The 22729-nt window shown below is 42.5% G+C and carries 18 protein-coding genes, 1 tRNA gene and 1 other RNA gene; 4 read left to right on the top strand and 16 right to left on the bottom strand.

Going from position 1 to position 22729, the window contains the following annotated elements; translation table 11 throughout:
* Positions 1-5 precede the first annotated feature (5 nt).
* The 15 genes from JMX93_RS08315 to coaD form a co-directional block, all read right to left on the bottom strand.
* The gene (locus JMX93_RS08315; protein WP_499204424.1) at positions 6-398 is read right to left on the bottom strand and encodes a DUF4845 domain-containing protein; all 393 of its coding nucleotides are present in this window, start codon (positions 396-398) and stop codon (positions 6-8) included.
* A gap of 145 nt (positions 399-543) precedes the next feature.
* A complete protein-coding gene (lepB, locus tag JMX93_RS08310; RefSeq protein WP_193013234.1) occupies positions 544-1446 on the bottom strand; it encodes a signal peptidase I in 903 nt (300 codons plus the stop codon).
* 106 nt (positions 1447-1552) lie between these two features.
* Positions 1553-3349 carry a translation elongation factor 4 gene (lepA, locus tag JMX93_RS08305; protein WP_193013235.1) on the bottom strand — a complete coding sequence of 599 codons (1797 nt, stop codon included), beginning with the start codon at positions 3347-3349 and terminating at the stop codon, positions 1553-1555.
* A 362-nt stretch (positions 3350-3711) separates the two neighbouring features.
* Positions 3712-4956 (bottom strand): capsule polysaccharide biogenesis protein, encoded by a 1245-nt coding sequence (locus JMX93_RS08300; protein WP_499204423.1) that lies wholly within the window; start codon positions 4954-4956, stop codon positions 3712-3714.
* A 160-nt stretch (positions 4957-5116) separates the two neighbouring features.
* Complete coding sequence (locus JMX93_RS08295; RefSeq protein ID WP_499204422.1) at positions 5117-7699, bottom strand: capsule polysaccharide biogenesis protein; 2583 nt, start codon at positions 7697-7699, stop codon at positions 5117-5119.
* Positions 7700-7780: 81 nt separating this feature from the next.
* On the bottom strand, positions 7781-9562 hold the full coding sequence (locus JMX93_RS08290) for a polysaccharide biosynthesis/export family protein (protein ID WP_193013238.1): 1782 nt from the start codon (positions 9560-9562) through the stop codon (positions 7781-7783).
* 55 nt (positions 9563-9617) lie between these two features.
* On the bottom strand, positions 9618-10724 hold the full coding sequence (locus tag JMX93_RS08285; protein ID WP_499204421.1) for a KpsE/RkpR family capsule polysaccharide export protein: 1107 nt from the start codon (positions 10722-10724) through the stop codon (positions 9618-9620).
* Entirely contained in the window at positions 10702-11373 is a 672-nt protein-coding gene (locus JMX93_RS08280; RefSeq protein ID WP_443548238.1) for an ABC transporter ATP-binding protein, read from the bottom strand. Before JMX93_RS08280 ends, JMX93_RS08285 begins: the two co-directional genes overlap by 23 nt.
* 40 nt (positions 11374-11413) lie before the next feature.
* Positions 11414-12226: an ABC transporter permease gene (locus JMX93_RS08275; protein ID WP_499204420.1), complete on the bottom strand. Its 813-nt coding sequence runs from the start codon at positions 12224-12226 to the stop codon at positions 11414-11416.
* 222 nt (positions 12227-12448) lie between these two features.
* A tRNA-Met gene (locus JMX93_RS08270) sits at positions 12449-12525 on the bottom strand.
* A 161-nt stretch (positions 12526-12686) separates the two neighbouring features.
* An RNA gene (gene rnpB / locus JMX93_RS08265) (RNase P RNA component class A) lies at positions 12687-13070 on the bottom strand.
* 49 nt (positions 13071-13119) lie between these two features.
* Positions 13120-13845, bottom strand: coding sequence for a dethiobiotin synthase (bioD, locus tag JMX93_RS08260; RefSeq protein WP_499204419.1), 726 nt, complete (start codon positions 13843-13845; stop codon positions 13120-13122).
* 20 nt (positions 13846-13865) lie between these two features.
* Positions 13866-15176 carry an adenosylmethionine--8-amino-7-oxononanoate transaminase gene (bioA, locus tag JMX93_RS08255; protein ID WP_499204418.1) on the bottom strand — a complete coding sequence of 437 codons (1311 nt, stop codon included), beginning with the start codon at positions 15174-15176 and terminating at the stop codon, positions 13866-13868.
* A 53-nt stretch (positions 15177-15229) separates the two neighbouring features.
* Positions 15230-15478 (bottom strand): YfhL family 4Fe-4S dicluster ferredoxin, encoded by a 249-nt coding sequence (locus JMX93_RS08250; RefSeq protein WP_021814308.1) that lies wholly within the window; start codon positions 15476-15478, stop codon positions 15230-15232.
* 105 nt (positions 15479-15583) lie between these two features.
* Complete coding sequence (gene coaD, locus JMX93_RS08245) at positions 15584-16102, bottom strand: pantetheine-phosphate adenylyltransferase (RefSeq protein WP_060490411.1); 519 nt, start codon at positions 16100-16102, stop codon at positions 15584-15586.
* Between the two features lie 358 nt (positions 16103-16460).
* Here coaD and smpB point away from each other — a divergent pair, with 358 nt between their 5' ends.
* Positions 16461-16937 carry an SsrA-binding protein SmpB gene (smpB, locus tag JMX93_RS08240; RefSeq protein WP_193013243.1) on the top strand — a complete coding sequence of 159 codons (477 nt, stop codon included), beginning with the start codon at positions 16461-16463 and terminating at the stop codon, positions 16935-16937.
* Positions 16938-17039: 102 nt separating this feature from the next.
* On the opposite strand, the gene rarD is transcribed toward smpB, so the two are convergent.
* The gene (gene rarD, locus JMX93_RS08235; protein WP_499204417.1) at positions 17040-18062 is read right to left on the bottom strand and encodes an EamA family transporter RarD; all 1023 of its coding nucleotides are present in this window, start codon (positions 18060-18062) and stop codon (positions 17040-17042) included.
* Positions 18063-18325: 263 nt separating this feature from the next.
* Between rarD and JMX93_RS08230 the strand changes: the two genes are divergently transcribed.
* The 3 genes from JMX93_RS08230 to JMX93_RS08220 all read left to right on the top strand — a co-directional run bounded on the left by JMX93_RS08230 (position 18326) and on the right by JMX93_RS08220 (position 22418).
* The gene (locus JMX93_RS08230) at positions 18326-18793 is read left to right on the top strand and encodes an Lrp/AsnC family transcriptional regulator (protein ID WP_193013245.1); all 468 of its coding nucleotides are present in this window, start codon (positions 18326-18328) and stop codon (positions 18791-18793) included.
* Between the two features lie 144 nt (positions 18794-18937).
* Positions 18938-19738, top strand: a complete 801-nt coding sequence (locus JMX93_RS08225) for a YidX family protein (protein ID WP_499204416.1) — start codon at positions 18938-18940, stop codon at positions 19736-19738.
* A 220-nt stretch (positions 19739-19958) separates the two neighbouring features.
* On the top strand, positions 19959-22418 hold the full coding sequence (locus tag JMX93_RS08220; RefSeq protein ID WP_193013246.1) for a YgiQ family radical SAM protein: 2460 nt from the start codon (positions 19959-19961) through the stop codon (positions 22416-22418).
* The last annotated feature ends 311 nt before the right edge of the window (positions 22419-22729 follow it).

The raw sequence follows: 22729 nt of genomic DNA, 5'->3' as shown, positions 1-22729 counted from the left end.
TTTGGTTACTCTGCTGTTGCCATATCGATATCACCTTCGAAGCGATTGACGATATCAACATTACCAAAGAAGTTTTTGGTGACTTCATATTGTTTACGGATAGCCAATTGTCCCGTCTTTTTATCAGTAAAAGTAAATACGTCTTCTGCCTGAGTATCATAGTCAGCATTGATAGATAACTGTCTATTAACACGTTCGACAAACTGCTTGGCCGTCTCATTATTATTATTTGCCTCTTTGAGCTGTGCGCTTAAAGTCTTGGTCAATTGATAATCACCAATCTGAGCAGGTACGATGGCAACCATCAGTTTGGCAGCAACGCCTAAAACGAGAATAATTAAAACGATACTTGTTACACTAGCACCACGCTGCGTGGCGATTCCAGATAATTGCTGCACTATGATATCCCTCTACTGGTAAACAACTATTTTTAGGAGCTACCAGAATATTAGGTAGCCGTTTATTAGATAGCAACAATATTAGCATAAAACTATTATCGATAAATCAACCAATAGAGTGTCACATAATCTTAATTACATAGTCTTAATTAATAGTACCATTACGTTCAAAGGTTGGTAAATTAAGTCCAGGTGGCTTATGCATCCAGATATAAACGGCCTTACCCGCTAAATTTTCATCAGGAACGAATCCCCAAAACCGGCCATCAGCACTGCGATCACGGTTGTCACCCATCACAAAATACTGACCCTCTGGAACGCTAATACGCCATTTGGTACCTGCTGAACTAACCACCTCTGGTGATTGCTGCTGCAAAAATGGTGCATATTGAGAGCTATTCATACCATTTAAGTAACGAACAAGATGCTTGTTTTCACCTTGTGTTTCCTGAAAGTATTTTGCCTCACCCTCTTCTTGCTGACCCATCGCTGCCGCACTTTCTTCTGTGAGCACTTGTCCTGGGCCAATTTGTCCTGGTAGATAAAGCTGTGAGATCAACTCAGGGTTTGCCGCAAACTCAACAGGCTTAGTATCAACTGGAACATCATTGATAGAAAGTACCCCTTGATCATAACTAACGGTATCGCCAGGCAAACCAATAACACGCTTGATATAATAAATACTTGGGTTTTCAGGATAGCGAAATACAGCCACATCACCATGTTCAGGCTCGCCCGTATCCAGCACTTTATTATACGTTAGCGGCAGTCGTACCCCATAGGCATACTTATTAACCGCAATAAAATCGCCCGTATATAATGTCGGCACCATAGAAGATGAAGGGATATTAAAAGGCTCAATTAAAAATGAGCGTACTATTAATACTACTGCCAATACAGGGAAAAAATCGTAAGCCCAGCGTACTAGCAAACTTTCTTGACCACGCCCGCGAGTTTTACGCTGCTTGAGTGCCAGCTTATCTAATAGCCAAATAATACCCAAACCAATGGTTAATGGTACTAAAATTAAATTAAAATCAAAATCCATACTCAATTGCCTATTAACGAGCGACTTATCTGGCTATCTATACTCTATCAACTGCGCTACTAATTACACTAACAAAACTATCGATGACCAGTCATTTAATAATGACTTACTCAACCTGCAATACCGCTAAGAAAGCTTCTTGTGGAATTTCCACATTACCGACTTGCTTCATACGTTTTTTGCCCGCTTTTTGCTTAGACAATAACTTTTTCTTACGCGACACATCACCGCCATAGCACTTAGCCAAGACATCTTTACGCATGGCTTTCACCGTACTACGACCAATAATTTGACTACCAATCGCCGCCTGAATCGCTACATCAAACATCTGACGCGGAATCAACTCTTTCATCTTAGTAACCAACGCATTACCACGGTAGCGTGATTGGGTTTCATGAACAATCATGGCGAGTGCATCAACTTTATCGCCATTAATTAGCACGTCTACTTTAACCAATTTATCGACTTGGTAACGCTCAAAATTGTAATCAAGCGAAGCAAAGCCACGAGAGACAGATTTTAGACGGTCAAAGAAATCCATGACAACCTCGCCCATTGGAATATCAAATATCAGCTGTACTTGACGACCCATAAAACGCATATCAACCTGTACACCGCGGCGCTCAATACACAGCGTCATCACATTACCAAGATAATCTTGCGGTACTAAAATCTGACAACGGGCAATTGGCTCACGGAACTCTTCAATGTTATTCGGCTCAGGCAATCTTGATGGATTATCGACATAGATGATGCTGCCATCTTTTTTTACAATCTCATAGATAACTGACGGCGCAGTGGTAATCAAATCCAAGTCATACTCGCGCTCTAAACGCTCTTGGATAATCTCCATGTGCAGCATACCAAGGAAGCCACAGCGGAAACCAAAGCCCAACGCATCAGAAGTATCTGGCTCAAAAAATAGCGAAGCATCGTTAATTTGCAGCTTTTGCAGCGCTTCACGAAATTTTTCAAAATCTGTAGATTCAACAGGAAACATACCCGCATAAACTTGTGGCGTAATCTGTTTAAATCCAGGGATACGCTCAACATCGGGCGTTTTAGCATGAGTAATCGTATCACCCACTGGCGCGCCAGCGATATCTTTGATGCCAGCAATAATAAAACCGACTTCACCCGCTTCCAAGATACCCGTATCTACAGGCTTAGGCGTAAAGACACCAATCGAACCAACTAAATGCGCTTCTTTGGTTGATTTTATATAAAGTTTATCACCTTTTCGGATAGTGCCTTCACGTACCCGAACTAAAGACACAACGCCCAGATAATTATCAAACCAAGAGTCAATAATCAATGCTTGTAGGGGTGCCTCACGATCACCAGTCGGTGCAGGGATAAACTCAACCAATGCCTCAAGTAGTTTATCGACGCCCAAACCCGACTTAGCAGAGACTCGTGGTGCATCAACAGCGTCAATCCCAATGATGTCTTCAATCTCTTGAATGACGCGTTCTGGCTCGACTTGTGGCAAATCAATCTTATTTAAGACCGCCATGACTTCTAGGCCTTGATCAACGGCAGTATAGCAGTTGGCAACGGACTGAGCTTCCACTCCTTGCGCCGCATCAACGACCAATAGTGCCCCTTCACAAGCTGCTAATGAACGCGACACTTCATAAGAGAAATCGACGTGTCCTGGGGTATCAATAAAGTTGAGCTGATAGCGCTCACCATTAGGATGATCGTAGAATAAGGTTACCGACTGCGCTTTAATGGTGATACCGCGCTCACGCTCAATATCCATGGAGTCAAGTACTTGCGCCTGCATCTCGCGATCTTGCAAGGCACCGCACATTTGAATAAAACGATCAGCAAGTGTCGACTTGCCATGATCAATGTGGGCAATGATTGAAAAGTTACGAATATTTGCTAATGCAGTCACAAAGCGCCTACTAAATTAAGGGTGATAGAATAATAAAATTAAGAAATAAATGCTGTCAGGCGCAATCGCTAAAATAGCTGTCCATCGCTAAGGGGAAAATAAGAAGAGAAAACAATTAGAATAAGCCTATTCGCCAATACTGTCATCTCTAATCAACCGCTCAGGACGCTAACTCTTACGCGCAGGCATGAAAGAGTATTCTAGCAGTTTTCTACTATAAAGTAAGGCGATTTTATTAGCAGAGGGATGATTTACAAATGAAGTTACGAGCGGATAACTGTACAGATAGAAAGCGAGCTGCTTATTAGCACCTTATTCACTTCGACAGGACTCATACTAATTTAATATTAAAAGTTAATAATCTACTGAGGGGTATTGGTTTTGGATAGATCGTTCTCTATGCACTCACGTCCGGCGTGATGCAAATATTTATATATCCATGGCGACTTACCGTAAAAAGCACCATTTAACTGAGTTTGCTCTATCAAATATTCACGAAATCTAAGATAAAACTCATTGTCTGGGTGGTTAGGTTGTTGCCAAAACTCATTCAGTGGTTTTTGATCTATCAGTTTAGGCGTATCATAAATCGCGCGGCCCATAATCTTGGTGGGTTTTTTATGATAGACCGATTGCAAACCCGTCGTGCTATTGATAGTTACCATCCCAATGCTATATTTCATCAAGGTTGGCAGGTGCATATCACAACCATAAAACACACGATCAGCCACTTGATAGCGTCTGGCCAAGCTAGATACTAGCTCGCGATAATCTCGATGACCACGATCTAATGGATGATGTTTAAAGACCAGTAATTGCTTCTTATCAGCATACTCTGCAAAGCTTGTAATAGACTCATCAATAAATTGCACCACATCGCGATAGTCACTATGATGCGTAATCTGCGAGTCATTATGCACTTGCAAGCTAATCAAAAAATAATTATTGCTTTGTTGTTTTGTCAGCTTATTTTGCAATCGCTTATCAGGTAAATACCCACGCAGTTTACGCCATGGTGCTTTAAGCCAAGCTATCGCCTCTTGCCATGCTGTCATACCACGATAATGCGAATAGTGCGGATAGCGGCTTTTGTAAATCCAAGCGATAACATAATAGACAATAGCAGCGATACTCAAACGATAAAAACGATTGTGGGTATACAGTGGTTTATCATTGGCTTTTTTGAGCGCTTTGATATCTGCCGTATTTAAGCGCGAATAGCCATTAATGCCATATTCTTGCAATGTAATGTAATCGGGACGCAAGTAGCCTTCTTCAAATACAAAAAAAGAGATACCCAACTGCTCACTGACACAGGCAGCTTGGGTGTGATGCGGACGACAATCCCCAAAACAGACAATCGCATCAATGCCATTTTCTTTAATGAAAGCCTGCAACCAAGAAGAGAACTGCGCTAACGTATCGGTATATTCATACGTATTATCATGACGATAAAAGAATGCATCACCTGCATTAAAGTTAATTTTGCTGACCTTAATATCTTGAGTTTGCAGAAATGTCGAAAAACGATTGAAGAATCCGCCCATCTTTCCTTGTAACAGCAAGACGTGTCGATGAGTAAGCAAGTGAGACATCGAAGCTGCCATAGTATTGAATTACCATTAATGAGAAGATGAAGGATAAAAGCGAGAGTATTTATTAAACAATTTGAATGTTAAGCCGTGTGAATACACATCAATCATCACTGATTATACCGAAAAAGCCCATACTTGTCGCAGTGGATTTACGGCACAATTTTAGAGCAAACTAACGAGATAGTTGACGCAGGCGCTGCTGCCATTGATGACGCTGCTGCATAAAACGAGTAGTCGCTTGGCGTTTAAACTTTGCAGGTAGAGCTAATAAAATTGAAGTCGCATGGTTAACTGAGCTATTTACATGGTTAGATATTTTGGCTTGAGATTCTACATTATGAATATCTTTAAGCAAAGAGGAGCTTTTAGGAGGGTATAAATAGTCAATCACCTGCTCTACTTGTGCAAGCCCATAGCCATTAGGCAAACGATATAAGGGATAGCGAATAAGCGCACAATATAATAATTGCTCAAGCGTTAATGCAGTCTCTCGTTTTCGTCTCTCTAAATAGTCAGCTTTCGGCGATAATTGGGCATCAATATCTATCGTTAATCCCCAACCAGCATAAAATGGTAGGCCGTAGCAAGTAACGTCTAAACCACGCAGCAACGCCTCAAAGCCAGTCAATGAACTAATCGTATGTACTTCGTCGACACACTCTAAACAATCAGGCATCGCAGTATCATAGGCGACGGCACTAACCTGCCGTAAAAACTCCGCGCTAACCTTACCTGCCCTTAGTCCTGCTTCAACGTCGGGATGCGGCTTATAAATAAGATAAGCCTCAGGATTGTTTTGGCATACACGCTCAATCAAGCCGCTGTTGGTTTTGATCGTTGAACCGCAGTACTGCACCGATAAATCATCTTCGACTTGACCGATAATAAGAATACGAGACTTTCCAGATGTTTTTGCAGCATGCATCCACGAAGTACGTTGGTTATTAGCACTGTCGACCTCAGCCCCAACATTGTATTTACTCACCCGCTGATTCAGCAGTTTATCTTGCAGTTTTTTTACACGGATACTTTGCTGTGGCTGCAATGCCTGACAATGACGTAGCTGTGTCTCTAAGTCTGAAGGCTGGGTCGCATCATAATAAATACCTTGCTTGTCTATGACGACCGACAACGGTGCTAACAACGTCGCGCCCAAACCATTTGAACGGATAAACCCATCTTCCATACAGTATATAGACGGTATGGATAAATGCGGCTGTTTCTCAAGCTTACGCTGTAATTTATTTTGTACTTGTTGCCGTTTAGCCAAACCCCACACTAATAGAGGCTGCTGATAATCAACACGAAAATGATCAGGATGCAGTAAATTCTTAAGACGTGGCTTGGGTTTAATAAATAATGTCGTACGCGGTAGATTCGTAAAGGCTTTTACAAATGGTAATTTCCAGCGACTAAATTCATATACCGTTAAATCACCTTCAAGACGCGCTTGCCAATATCGATTAGTCACTAGCCACTCTATCGCTGTATCAATATCACAGGCTTGTTTGGTGGCTGGATCTACATAGCGACTATAATCAATATAAGCGCTATAAAATAACGTTTCTAACGTCGCAGATGTTTTTTTAGCAAATGATGTAGGAAATAATGCAGGATTTGAATTTCCTCTAGACTCTAGCAGTTTGCTGGCAAGTTTTTGACGACGTTTCTCAACCGCTTTAAGCAGGTTTTTGGGTGCACCGCTGTCATCAGTCAGGCCCCAGCCACTATACCAGTTGACCCCGAAGCAATGTACTGCTTTACCTAACATCAACGCTTCAAAGCCCATATGTGAGCTGACCGTATAAACATGGTCAACTTGCTCTAATAGCTGGATAGGATTGAGTGCTTGAGTTAATAGCCGAACATGCTTAGGTAGTTTTAAACGGGTCAGGTATCCCGATTTTGATGCAGGATGTGCCTTTATCCAAATATGAGCATGAGGATGATTACGACAAGCAGATTTTAACAGCTTCTTAAACTGACGTTTATTCGCGCCAGCACCCTTGATAGAGGCATCACCAACCACTTGGTCAATCAATAAAACATGCGATTTCAAGGAATCTGTTGTTGTATTAACGCCGTCTTCACTTATCAATTTATCCAATGATGGACAATCGATCACTGCGTTATATTTACTGAGCTGTTCATTACAAATACGTGCCATCAATTGCCGCGCACGCGCGTCATCTATTTCGTAATAATTAGGCGTGGTAGCGTTTTTGGTACGCTCAATAATCAGCTGCTCAAGGCGTGAGTTATGCGTCATATCAAAGTAAATACCAAGGTCATCGACAACCACACTCAAGCCATGACGACTACTAATACCAGAATCTAATGAGCGCAAAAAACCATCTTCGATACTCAACGTCGTTAGGTTTTGCCGAGTAGCCACTTTGTTGGCCCGTTGATAACTTTTTTTACGACCCCAGCCGATAAAGGCATCGGGTTGCTGAAAAGAGAGAGAGGAATTGGACAAATGAGTGATCTGATTTTTTACAACGTTCGGTAGTGGCAGTGCAGACAGTAAGGGTGTTTTACGAGCATTGATACTTTGTTGTAGACCTGACCACAGATACCAACGCTGAATATCTGCTTGCAATACTTGAGACAACAGTACATTGTTTTGACGCATACCCTTACCAATGACCGCCAAATGCGTTGGTAATTGGTATTGGGATAATGGCAAAAGCAGCGCATTATCAGAGTGAGAAGTCACTGCCGCCTTGACATCATCTGCTGCGCTTTTTGCCATTTCTACACCCTTATCTATTATACTTTTGCATCAATTTATGCAGATGACTTGTTCTCTTGTTATACAACTTTTCAGTAAAGGTTATAAATCGAGAACCACTTTAGCAGCAATTGCCAACTGATAAACAATTTGCGATAAGCCGCGAGCGATTTCTACGCGCTTGGTTTTGACTTTTGGTAATACCATAATTTCATCACCTTGCTGGATACGATAAGCAGTATTGACCACTTCACTAGCCCCATTTTGATGAATAACCAAAATTTCTTTAACGTCAGCGTTGTCAGAGAAACCGCCTGAATTGGCAACATAATCACCAACGGTATAATCTGGGTTAAAGGTCAACGCGCCTTGTGCTCGTACTTGACCATTAACGGTAATGACTGAAGTTTGCGCAGGTATCTCAATAATATCACCCTGCTGTAAGATAATATCCTGCCACGAATTCGGTACGACAACAATTTGACCAGTCGTCTTAACATTACGCGCTTTGGCGACAAACTGCTTGACCAAAGCTGCATCATCTTGACGCAGTGCTGCTTCCTCACGAGTGGTCGACTGCGTAGCAAGCGTCAGCTCTTCTAGGCGATCGAGCGACTCATTAATCATGCGTTTTTGTTGCTCAGCAACAGACTCACGATAAATGGTCAAATGAGTAAGTTTAGCGAGTGGGCTTGGCTGTAGTTGCGGCACGATGTCCTTTAAACGAGCGCCATATGGTACAACCATGGCACCATTACCCGTATGCGCACCTTTTACTTGCACCGCGATTGTGCCCGCATAGCGATCGGAGGTAACTACCATCTGATCACCATTATAAACAGGCACGTTTTGGGCTTCTGCCAACGAGTAATATTCCGCCGTCTGTGCACGTCCTGCACTGCGAGTGATACTAACGTTGGTGGCATTCGCTGCTGGATTGGCCACTTGCAATACATCACCAATGGTCAGATCGTTCACATCAAATTCAAAGGTATATTCGTTTTGGACTTGACCGCCTACTTCAAAGGTTTTTTTCTGCGGCGCGACCGTAATCACATCGCCATCACGAAATGAGAATGCTTGTAATTTACCTGCTAGTAAAAAATCATACAGATTGACTTGCTGTAGCATTTGACCATTACGCTTAATTTGAATATCAATATAACTACCACGAGTCGGATCAACACCGCCCGCTCTATCCAGATAAGACAATACCGAGTCTGCTGCTAAACCGCCGTAATAGCCTGGTTGCTTGACGAAACCTGTTACAAATACTTTCACTGGCTGTGCTTGCTCTAATGAGGCATAAACGCCAACATTCGAGCGATAAATACGACTGACAGCGCTTTTTACCACATTTTGCAGACTGCCATTTTGTACACCTGAGACACGTACTGGACCGATATTTGGCAAGAAAATGTTGCCTTGTGGGTCGACGGTCATGGTAGCAGCATATTGATAAGCGCCCCACATCCGTACTTGGACGTTATCACCAGGGTTGATCACGTAACTGTCATTAAAGGTAGAGCCAGAGGTGGTCGAAAATGCTCCACGGAATAGCTGCTCGCCAAACATCATGTCTTGCGTGTTGATGTCTTGATAAGGGCGCGTGGTATTGATGACCGACTGACTTGGCAAACTTGAGGCATTAACCGCTTCTTGCGGGGTCGCCTGTCCTGATACACCACCTGCAAATGCCTGCGTTGAGACATTGATGTTATTGCGGTTTTGGTCTTGACTCATGCTATTGTTGCTGGTGCCAAAGCTAGATCCTGATATTTGATCAGCATAACTGCCTGCTGCTAGCGCGGGCACACTACTGGCTGCCATAGCCAAACTTAACACTTTTATCACTGTCACAATAGGACGTGGTTTCATATTCATGAGTGGTATTCCTTTGCTGATCTATCGATCATTACTGATATCTGGTGTGTTAAAACTAGCTACGATGATCACGGACAACCGCCATCACTAGGCGCACAAATCCATAAAGCATCAAAAGTAAAGCCAACGATGTCCAAATAATATAAGCACGGCGTGGATAAGTTGCTTCTTCAGCCTCATAAGGTGTTGAAATAACAATCAAATTTTTCATCTTTTTAAAGGCTTCTAAACGTGCCTTCTCAAGTGAAGATAACGACAATTTATAGAGCTCAGTAGCGAAATCAACATCTGCCTTGATAGTCTCAAACTGTACCGCTTGACGGTTCAACTTGGTGGTATTCGGTGATGTCAGCTTGGTTTGCTCTTGATTGATTTGCTCCTCAACCGCTTTAATCTGACTTCTTAATGACACCACTTGCGGTGCATCTGGATTGAGATAGCTGAGTAATTGACGCTCTTCGGTACGTAATGAGCTTAATTGCGCTTGCAAGCTACCAATCAGCTGATTCACAATTTGAGCATTGGATTGTGGATCATAGATCTCATTTTCGTTTTGATACTTTAATAGCTGCTCTTTGGCATCATTTAGGCGATCTTGTGATTCATCTAATTGGGTCTCAGCAAATACCAGCTGATCACGAGCCACCTCTTGTGAAATACGGTTAACGAACTGCTCAGATTCATTCAGGATCGTTTTATTCAGCTCAAAAGCATATTTTGGATCAAAGGCTTCTGTCGATACTGACAGCACAGAGCTTTGTTCATCAAGATTGATGTGCACGCGTCTTTTAAAGTACTCAAGTAACTCTTCTTGGGTGGCATCAGGCTCAATCTCATTGAGTGGATCTGAGCCATCGACATGATAAGCTTCGCGGAACTTGAACTTATTATCAAGGCGCTTCACCATATCATTAGATAGAATATACTCGGTCAGATAAGTCGCATCTTCTTTACTGGTACTATTTACACCCAACAAGGCAGACAGTCCAACGCCAGAGGGCACACTGGTATCACTGACTTGTTTGACTACCACATCAGCCGTCGAGACAAACCGCGGATGAGCAATGGTCATGACATAAAAGATCACCAACGCCCAAGGAAGGACCACCAAGCCAATAAACAGCGAGAAGTCAATTATCTTATTTTTTCGCTTTATGGACATGCTCTTCATATACCTCAATCGCTTCTGTTGTGTCTTCAAAGACGTGTGCTGTTTGATCCATTAGCACAATACCAATATCGCAATTACGCTTAATATCACCGATGTTATGTGATACGATTAAAAATCCTGCTTGTTCACGGCGCGCGGCCAAAATCTCTTCACTACGCTTACGAAAAGCAGCATCACCAACAGCGCCTGCTTCATCGAGCATATAATAATCAAAATCGAAGGCCAAGCTTAAGCCAAACGTTAAGCGCGACTTCATCCCTGATGAATAGCTTTTTACCGGCATATCGAAATAATTACCGATATCTGCAAACTCTTCAACAAAACGAATTTTTTCGTCAATATAAGGACCGCTTGAATAGAGACGGCAAACAAAACGAACGTTTTGACGACCAGTCAAACTACCTTGGAAACCGCCGCCTACCCCTACTGGCCAAGAAATCGTCGAGTCGGTGATAATCTCTCCGTGATCGGGCTTATCTAGTCCGCAAATAATACGCAGCAAAGTTGATTTTCCTGCCCCATTACGACCGAGTAAACCCACACTTTTTTTATCACCAATGGTCAGATTTAGGTCTTTAAATAGATAATGCCGACCCTGTTTGGTCATAAATGACTTAGAAACATTTTTAATCTCAATCATCTGTTTGCCCTAAGTTAAAACTGGTATCACAATTTATGATTTATTTAGAACGTATTAAGTCTCTTTCTACCGCTTTATACATAAGCAGACCCAAGAAATTTACTGCAACTGTCCACTTTAAAAAATATGCTATATCAATATGATAAGCTGGATAATTAGGTGCTAAAGCGTGTCGTATCAACTCAATATTATGGATAAAAGGATTATAGAGTAAATAACTGAAGTATGGCTCTGGGACAATATGGATGGGATAAATAATGCCTGAAGCAAAATACAATATAGTAAAGATAATCGTAATTACTTTGGTAATTTCACCACCATAATAACCAATAATCATCATAATTAAAGCAACACCAAAGCTGAACATAAACAGCGTTATCCAGCAGAATAATACAATATGTAGATGTTCTAAACTGGCATAATCATTAAAGAAAGCCAAACCAATCAACAATATAACAAAAGTTATAAAATAAATAATTAGCTCTAAAGCTGATCTGGCAATAATGACATCAATGTGCCGTATTGAACGGTACATCAAAAGTCCTTGATTGGCCTCAACAGCCCCTAACGCTCTAGTTGCAATAGTCTGAAACATACGAAACGGCACCATTCCAGCAACCAAAAACAATGGAAAACTCATTCCTGGTAATGCACGTTCAATAATCACGCCAAAAATCACTAGAAATATCATCATTTGAAAAATGATTTCTAATGGCGCCCAAAGATAGCCCAAGCGATAACCACCAAAGCGCGTTTGCAACTCACGCATCAGCAATGCGTGAAAGGCTGCACCCATGACTTTCAGACCACTGCGGTGCTTAATAGGACGATAAGGAGGTAGTTGTACAGACATGGCGTTACAGGACTTTACCGAAAACAGCCCCTATGATAAGTAAGCGGGACATAAGTTACAACAATTAATCTGTACCTAAACAGATAAACCTATGGTTTAGCAAGAAATCAGTAGGTAATTATAATACCTTACTGTCTGCATTGAACCACATCACTTATTCTTCAGCCACTTATTTCAGGCAAAAAAAAACCAATCTCAAAGGATTGGCTTTCTAGATATAAATGGTGGCGATGAAGAGACTTGAACTCTTGACCTCACGATTATGAGTCATGCGCTCTAACCAGCTGAGCTACATCGCCATTTAAGGCTCGGTATTATGCCGATATGAGTGACTTGCGTCAACCCCTAATTGGCTTTTTTTGCAAAAAAACTGAATTAAATTCAAATTAACTGCAAATATTACAACACCAAACTTGTACTGCTATACATTTAGAGAAATGTATTTTTAAAAACAACTAAAAAAATTGGTAAACCGATAAGCCGGGTTCTGTCGTGGACAATCATTCCTCTAGGCGTACAATCGCTCGTACGCTCAAGCAACCTACCCGCATCGAACGCGGGCCGCGCCATGCCGATGCCTATTTGGTCTTGCTACGCGTGGAGTTTACCATGCCGTGAACTGTTGCCAGCCACGCGGTGCGCTCTTACCGCACCCTTTCACCCTTACCGATGACATGAGTATCTTGCGATAATCATATAAGCCAAAGGCGGTCTACTCTCTGCTGCACTGGTCGTCAAGTTACCCTGCCCAGCCGTTAGCTGGCACGCTGCCCTATGTAGCCCGGACTTTCCTCCCCTGCTCAGTCTGTTGCCAGTGTGCAGCGGCGATTGCCTAGTCTACCAAGCGCGCTAGTATAGCAAAATAGTATCGACATAGGGAACGAAATTTTGACTTATTTTAGCTTATCGATAAAAGTATTGGGCAAACTCATTGCGACTTGATGCAAATCATCTTGCACAGATAAGGATAACCAATGCGCTGTTGGATAATGCTCAGCTAAATAGTTTTGCAAAAATTCTATCGTACTAGCGGCTATCTCCGTATCCGTCTGAGCAGCATTATCATGAATATGGTTATAAATCACACTATGAACTTCTAAACCGCGAAGTTTTATTGCCTGCAAACTAAGCAAAGTATGGTTAATACTGCCCAAGCGACCAGAAGTCACAAGGATAACTGGATACCCTTTATCAGCAATATAATCTAAGGTTAATAATTGCTCAGTGATCGGCACCATCAAGCCGCCCGCCCCCTCTAATAACACTACCTCATAATCCGCCTGTAACGCTTTGGTCGCGTCAGTAATTAAATTGGGATTTAAGATATCTTTTGCAAGCGCGGCAGATAAATGCGGTGACGCTGGTTTTTCATAGCGGTAAGGACAAGTGGTAAAATCAAGGTCGCAAGGTTGCAACGGAAGGTTCATCAGCTGACGATGGATAATAATATCGTCGGCAATGTTCATATCGCCGTTATCAGGATTGATTGCCACGCCCGTCTGCACCAGCTTTTGGGTGATGACCTTGATGCCTTTTTGCATTAGGGCTTTAGCAATCATTCCAGTGGCATATGTTTTGCCAATATCAGTATCGATGCCTGAAACAAATAAAACACTCATGATTTAACTTTTCCTTATCTTTAAACTTGCACTTGACTGGATAAATAAGCGCGCACCACTTTTAATAGCGCTTGGCATAAAGTCTCAAGCTCGTCATCAGTGATGATATAAGGCGGCATGATGTAGACCAACTTACCAAAAGGTCTAACCCAAATGCCATTATCAATGAGCAACGTTTGAAAAGTAGGCATATCAACGGCATTATCCAGCTCAATAACGGCTACCGCACCCAAACAGCGTACCTCAGTGACACCTTCTAACATTGCCGCTGGCGCAAGCTGCTCTTCCATTACAGATTGCATATTTGCCGTGCGTGTTTCGATATCATAAGACAAAATCAAATCAATCGACGCACAAGCGACGGCACATGCCAGTGGATTACCCATAAATGTAGGGCCATGCATGAGGGCTGGATAAGCACTTTGGCTAATGGTATCGGCAATATGACGCGTACATAGGGTTGCGGCAAAGGTCATATAGCCGCCCGTCAATGCTTTGCCAATTGTCATGATATCAGGGCTGATCTTGGCATGCTCACAAGCAAATAACTTACCACTACGCCCAAAACCAGTGGCGATTTCATCCGCAATCAGCAGCACCTCATGCTCATCACACAGCTGTCGTAATAGTTGCAAATACTGAGGACTATAAAAGCGCATGCCGCCCGCGCCTTGGATAATTGGCTCGATAATGAAACCCGCAAGCTGATCGCTATTTTTAACAAAAAATTCAGTTAATGCCTCACACTCACTTTGGGTTAAATCACGCTCAAAGCCTGTCGGCGGTGCAGCAACGAAATGCTGCATCGGTAATTGTTTGCCATATAAGCTGTGCATACCATTGATAGGATCACAAACACTCATCGCATGCCACGTATCACCATAATAACCAGAATGGCTCGAGGCAAATTGGCACTTTTGCGGATATTGGGCAGCAATTTGATACTGCAATGCCATCTTGAGAGCGACTTCTACCGCGATACTGCCACTATCAGCATAAAATATCGCATCGAGTCCAGCAGGCACAATGTCGAGCAGTCTTTTACCCAAATCTATCGCGGGCTGATGGGTCAAACCACCAAACATAACATGCGCCATTTTACCCAATTGATTGGTAAGCGCATTATTTAACTCTGGATGATTGTAGCCATGAACGCTCGCCCACCATGACGACATGCCATCAATAAGGCGCGTGCCATCTTCGGTAATGATATAAATACCTTCAGCACGATCAATTACGATATTAGGATAAAGGGGTGGCAGGCTGGCATACGGATGCCAAAGATGTTGCTGATCAAAGTCGCTTGTTATATGGTTTGAATTTATCGTCATTACATTGTCCCTAAAGCGCTTTGAACCCCAATATTATCAATAGTGCGAGCCACTTATTGACCCGTAATGCGTTTGTATTTGGACAACAAATCGCTTTCGGTTTCGACGTGGTTAGGGTCATGAGGAATACAATCAACCGGACAAATAACCACGCATTGTGGCTCATCAAAATGACCGACGCATTCCGTGCATAAATCAGGGTCGATGACATAGATATCATCACCTTCTGAGATGGCTTCGTTTGGGCAAGCAGGCTCGCACACATCACAGTTGATGCATTCATCAGTAATTAATAACGCCATAAACTGTTCCTTATATTTTACTGATAGCAATCGAAACTGAGCACTTTGCCTATTTCGATGCGTAGTTGAATGTTCAATACACCTTGATTGTCAGCAGGTATTTGGCTATTTAAGATTGAGTTTTTCAGCAAACGCTTGTGAGACACATGGCGGGACAAATTTAGTCACATCACCGCCGAGCTTGGCGATTTCTCGAATCATGGTTGATGAGATAAAGGAATAATTTTGCGACGGCGTCAAAAACACCGCTTCAAAATTTTCATCAAGCTCACGGTTCATATTAGCGAGTTGAAATTCATACTCAAAATCTGACATAGCGCGCAGACCTCGTAAGACAGCAGTAGCATTTTTTTCACGCATAAAATCAACGAGTAGACCTTCAAAACCCACAACGGATACTTGCGGCAAGTCAGCAAATACCGTCTCAACTAAGGCGACGCGCTCCTCAAAGTTAAATAAAGGCTTTTTGTGATGTCCTGAGGCAACCGCAATAACAACCTCATCAAACAGTTTGGTGGCGCGTGTGACCAAGTCCACATGACCATTGGTAATAGGATCAAAGGTACCAGGATATAAAATTCTGGTGTGCAGCTTTGAGGAGTTAGCAGAAGTAGAGTGGCTCATAGCGTGGCTAATAGGGTCAGTAATAGTAGGCTATATGCTAGCAAATTTTGCTCAAACTTAATACTTATCGTCGATGCATTTGTAAATAGTTACCGCCTTAACCTCACTTAATGTACTCAGTCTTCTGTTTGCGCTCGATTGCTGTGTACCCACCTTAAATGACTTCGGCTATATTGGCTACATTTGTCCTAATAGCCGACTTACATTTTTGTTAGAGGCTTTGCTACAATAGGCGGTTCGACTCATCCATTTTATAAACCAAATAAAAGACAATGCCATTTATTGAGTTAGGATGAGGAATCAGTAGGACTAGTCAGATAAGGACTTTGTATTTTTAGGCAGTCCTTATGGAGAAATTATGTCAAAAAAATCAAAAAAACCGGACAATCAAATTTGTGCCAATAAAAAGGCTCGTCATGAGTACTTTATTGAAGAAACGTTTGAGGCAGGATTGGCGTTACAAGGCTGGGAAGTCAAGGCCATTCGCGCGGGTAAAATGACCATCACTGAAGCTTATATTATCTTCCGTAATAATGAAGCATTCCTATTTGGCGCGCATATTCAGCCGCTGCTATCCAGCTCGACGCATGTCAGTCCTGATAGTATCCGTACCCGTAAACTGCTGCTCAATCGTCGCGAAATCGAGAAATTAATGGGCGCAGTCAACCAAAAAGGCTATGCCTGTGTACCATTATCCTGCTATTGGAAAAACTCGCTGGTGAAATGTCAAATTGGCTTGGCACTGGGTAAAAAACAGCATGACAAACGCAAAACGCTTAAAGACCGTGATTGGGAACGTGATAAGCAGCGTGGCTTTAAACAGCATTTAGATTAAACATCGCTTTAGAAAGATTTTTAATCTTTAAAAAACGGACGACTCAACTTTATGCTGAATCGTCCGTTTTTTATTTGTTCAATCTATTTTACTTATCAACCCTCAAACAACTGGCGCAATCTTTGTCGTTTTTGATTGTTTATGAGCACTGCGTAATTGACGTATACCATGCATAATCAGACAAGCGATACCCAGCCAAATCAAACCATAGCTATAAATCATCGCCGATTCAAACGGGTTGCCTAATACGGTGATTGCCAATATGAATAATAATGCAGGCTCCAAATAGCTCATCATGCCATAGACGTTTACTGGCAGCATCTGACTGGCATCAACGTTGGTTTTCATCGCAAGCACGCTCATGACACCGAGTCCTGCCAGCATCAGGATAAAAAAGCCAGAACCGCTCACTAAGCTTAAACTACTCGGCGCAAATAGACATAAATAGGCCACAGCAAATGGCGCGAATATCGTTAAATCAACCAATAATCCAGTGACCGCGCCAATCCCTTGCAGACGGCGTAAAATGTAATAAATAGGATAGGTGCCGCAGACCCAAAGCGTTGCCCAAGAGACACTTTGCGTACGAATGATTTCACTGCACACACCCACTGCTGCAAAAGCCACCGCTAGCCATTGTAAGCGGCTTAACTTTTCACCGAATAGTACGCAACCAAACACCACCATCATAAGCGGAAATAAAAAATAACCCATCGCGGTTTGTACGCCCTGCCCGTTGACTGGCGCCCACATAAATAACCAAAACTGGCTTAAGAATATCGGCGTTGGTAATAACAACCAAGCCCATTGTTTAACTGTGCCTAGCGCTTTGAGCTTATCGATGTGCAAACCCAAGCGCCCACTAACCAGCAAATATCCCACCAACGCCACCCACATCGCTAGCATCCGCCAGATAAAGACTTGCGTACCTGACAATGGCGCTAGAAAGCTGCTATAAGCATAAAGTACGCCAAATAATAAATTCGACAACACCGCTAAAACTACGCCCAATATTAATGTGCGTTGCTGTTCGCTACCCGCCGTCCAAACCGCTGGCAATGGCAAGCGCGAGACAGTGGTTGCTAGCGTATTTGCGAAGACAGTAGAAAGCATTGAAGTAGACATAAAAGCACCGTAAATTTAAATAGACATTAGAAAACCAGTTATTAGCTTTTATTTGTTATGGCTAAGCTTTGGTTGTTAAACCTTGATTAATAGCGTCTATTTTAATGAGTAGTGGTGAGATATTATTTCTAATAAAAGTCTATTTATAAGTAAATTTATCTTTTATAACCTTTAAAACTAAATATTTTCTTAAATTTTGACTTATAGTGATAATAATTATAAAAAATCCAGTGAATGAAACGCTTTCTAAAAGAGAGAACACTATGAGCCAAGTTTTAGATGATATCGACAAAGCGATTTTAAATTTATTACAGGACGATGCGACTTTGCCATTGAAAACCGTGGCAGAACAAGTGCATGTGTCCATCGCTACTGCCCAGCGCCGTATTCAAGCATTAATAAGCAACGGCGTCATTACCAAACAAGTCGCTATCGTTGACCCAAATAAGGTGGGCTACGGACTGACTGCCGTGGTGATGATAGAGATGGCGCGCTCAAATACCTCGATGCAACATCGGTTTGAGCGCTTGATGAATACACAGCCACAAGTGATGAGCTGTTATGAGGTGTCGGGTGATGCGGATTTTATGTTGATGGTCAATGCCAAAAATATGAGTGATTACCATCGATTCACGACTGGGTTGCTTACCTATGAGAATAATGTGCACAACTTTAAAAGCCAATTTGTGATGAATTTTACTAAAAGTGGCACAAAGATTTTATTGGATTAACAATCTCAACAAGCATTGGTTTATTGAGCTAATTAAGAGTAGATAAGTCGCGGTCAAACAAGGTACGATATCAACGAAAGTTTGGCAATAAATAATAAATGCCACGCCAATAGTCCATCGCATAATAGACAAGGAAGCCTTAGCATGATTAAGAACACAGGTTCTATGAATAAAGAAAAGCTTAATCACATGGCGGTGAAAATATTGAATCTAAAAGCATTCAGTCTAAAAACACTAAACCCAAGAACATTAAGCTTTAAAACAGTGATAACCGGCGCATCACTTGCGGCATTGCTCGCCAGCTCAGGATGTGCCACCAGCTCATTATTAGACAGTAACAGTCATGTCAGCACAACGACAACTAAAAGTGTTTTGTCGGAAGATCAAATCGTGGCTTTTGGTCGTCCTGCACAAGCATTGCCAAAAATGCCAAATGCGACCATGGTTATCGTTGGTGAAAAAAATAGCTATGTGCTGACTCAAGGCGGAACGGAGATGGTGGGTTTATTGACCAACTTAACGCCAAAAAACATCCACGTCGATAACGACATGAGTTTTTATGTACCCAATAACGACGGCTATTTTCAGGGTGAGATGAAGCTATCTTATGCTAAATTAAAAGATGAATTTAAACGCTCTGACTATCAATTCTTTTTACAAAATAATGGCCGCGAGTGCACATCAGACAGCGACCAGCGTATCAATGCTCAGCGCTTTTGCTTTAGTGTTCCTGTGAAAGGTGCTATCTATCCGCAAGTCAGTAATCTAAGCATGATTCAGTCGAATTATCGCGCCTTGAGCAAACCTTATACGGTCAGTTTTTATACACAAAGCCAGCAAAACCAAGTGTCTCGTCGTGGCGCAAATACGGCGCAAAAATTGGTCTTATTACCCTTTGCCTTAGCTTTTGACGTGGTTACTTTCCCTTTTCAATTATTAGAGTAGTAAATCCTTACTATAAACGATGATTTAGAACAAAAAAATTATTAGTTCCTAGAAGCCTTTTTATTCATAGATTACTTAAACTATCAATAACTTATCGCTAATCGTTTATCACATCATGAGCGTAATTCATGTTAAAATGAGCGCTTTTAAATTAGCCGTTAATATTTTTAATGAATAACGGCTTTTTTTAGTGCCATTTTTCTAATTAACAGGTCCGCTCATGTCTGCCGATACCATCGCCCGCACCGCCTTCAAACAAGGCACCAAACCACTTTACGACTACGACAAACATTGGGCGAGCTGCTATGAGCCTGCGCCTTATTTGCCAATGAGCCGCAAAGAGATGGACGATTTGGGCTGGGATGCCTGTGATGTCATCATCATTTCAGGCGATGCTTATGTCGATCATCCAAGCTTTGGCATGGCGATTATCGGTCGTTTACTAGAGTCACAAGGCTTTCGTGTGGGTATCATTGCTCAGCCAGATTGGAAGAGCAAAGATGCCTTTATGGAATTGGGCAAACCTGTCTATGCTTATGGCGTGACCGCAGGCAACATGGACAGCATGATCAACCGCTATACCGCCGATCGCAAGATTCGTAGCGATGATGCGTACTCGCCGGGCAATGTGGCAAATAAGCGCCCTGACCGCGCCGCTATCGTCTATAGCCAGCGCTGCCGCGAAGCTTATCCTGATGTGCCAATTATCCTAGGCGGTATCGAAGGCAGTCTGCGCCGTATCGCTCATTATGATTACTGGTCGGATAAAGTCCGCCGTAGTATTTTGATGGATGCCCGTGCCGATGTTTTATTGTACGGTAATGCTGAACGTGCCATCGTCGATGTGGTACATGGCTTATCAAAAGGCTATAGCTTTGAGCAAATGAGCAAATTGCGTGGCACGTCATATCTATTGACACCAACGCGCCGCCATTGGCAAGACGATATGACTGAAGTCGCTAGTAATGACGTCGATACCGTTGGCCGTGTTGACCCAATTATCAATCCGTATGTGATGACCGAAGACGTGGATCAATGCTCAATCGAGCAAGACAAGCCTAGTGATTCACCAGTTGGGCAAGCCATGTCGGGAATGGCAGGGCAATATCCAGGATTTGTGTCTGAACCAGTTGCCAATAAAATTCTAAATGCTGAGCAAGTTGACGAAGAGACGCAAGTGGTGCAAATGCGTGGTTTTGATAAGCCAATGACGGCGCGTAAGCATAAACTAAAAATGCCACCACGTGAAAAGACGGTCATTCGTCTGCCTGATTATGAGCACGTCAAATCTGACCCTGTTTTATATGCTCATGCCAGCCGTATCTTACATCTTGAGACCAATCCGGGTAATGCCCGCGCCCTTGTGCAACGTCATAGTAGCGGTGCTGGTAACTCACACACCTCCATCGATGTCTGGCTCAATCCGCCACCGATTCCACTCTCGACTGAAGAGATGGATTATGTGTTTGACTTGCCGTACGCACGTTTGCCGCATCCAAGCTATGGCGATGCACGCATCCCTGCTTATGACATGATTAAGTTTTCTGTGAATATCATGCGCGGCTGCTTTGGTGGTTGTACTTTTTGCTCAATCACTGAGCACGAAGGACGCATTATCCAAAACCGCTCAGAAGAGTCTATCCTACGTGAAGTCGAAGCCATTCGTGATACCGCACCGAACTTCACTGGGGTGATATCCGACCTTGGTGGACCAACAGCCAATATGTATCGTCTAAACTGTAAAGACGAAACCATTGAAAAGAACTGCCGTAAGCCTTCTTGTGTCTATCCTGACGTCTGCGAAAACCTAATTACCGATCACAGTAATTTGACCAAGCTGTATCGCAAAGCCCGTGATATCAAAGGCGTGAAAAAGATTCTCATAGCCTCTGGCTTGCGTTATGACTTGGCGGTAAAAGATCCAGAATACGTCAAAGAATTGGTCAGCCATCATGTCGGTGGTTATCTAAAAATTGCGCCTGAACATTCAGAAGAAAACGTCTTATCGAAAATGATGAAGCCGGGCATGGGCAGCTATGATAAATTCAAAGCCATGTTTGAACAGTACAGCCAAGAAGCTGGCAAAGAGCAGTATCTGATTCCTTACTTTATTGCCGCGCATCCAGGCACTAAAGACGAGGATATGATGAACCTTGCACTATGGCTAAAAAGCCATGGCTACCGCGCTGACCAAGTGCAAGCGTTTTATCCTAGCCCGATGGCGACAGCGACCACCATGTATCACACGCATAAAGATCCACTGCATAAGATCAGCCGTGATGAAGGTGACATGGATATCGTCAAATCTGGTAAACAACGTAAATTACACAAAGCATTCCTACGTTATCATGATCCAAAAAACTGGGTCATGTTGCGTAAAGCCCTGCAAGATATGGGTCGTGGTGATTTGATTGGTAAAAACCGTGGCTGCTTAATCCCGCCGTTTAACGCCAGTTTAGAAGGGCGCGATGCGGCACAAGACAGCTATCAATCAGCACGTAAAAAGAACAGCCGCTTGGGTAATGACTCGGTGAAGCGTAATAATAATTCGTCAGCCAATAGCTCATCAGCTAAAGGCACTGCGGGTCAAAATACGGTCAGCAAAAATACCAAGAAGCGCGTGAGCAAAGGCAATTTCCAAACGCAACATACTGGTCTGCCACCACGTAAAACCAAGTAGTTAAAGCGCTGTGTCTCATTGCTAAATGCAGATGCCTAAATGAGTGACAAACACTTATTTAAGCTCATTAAAAAAAGCGTCTATCGATCAAAAGGTCGATAGGCGCTTTGTCATTTGAATCGCCTTATTTCTTAATTAATTGATCATTGATGCTTAAATACCGACTAAAATGCGCCAAATGAAGCGTTACATTAGTCAGTGATTAAGTAACTTAATGAACACGTAACAAACAATTTCTAACATTCTTCAAGCGCTGTTTTCGTTACCATATGCGCTATATGCTTAACGCATTGTTAAAAATAAATACATTA

This window comes from Psychrobacter muriicola 2pS (genome assembly GCF_904846535.1).
Taxonomy (GTDB): domain Bacteria; phylum Pseudomonadota; class Gammaproteobacteria; order Pseudomonadales; family Moraxellaceae; genus Psychrobacter; species Psychrobacter aquimaris.
The sequence above is the reverse complement of the archived record's forward strand: the minus strand, read 5'-3'. Positions and strand labels throughout refer to the sequence as shown.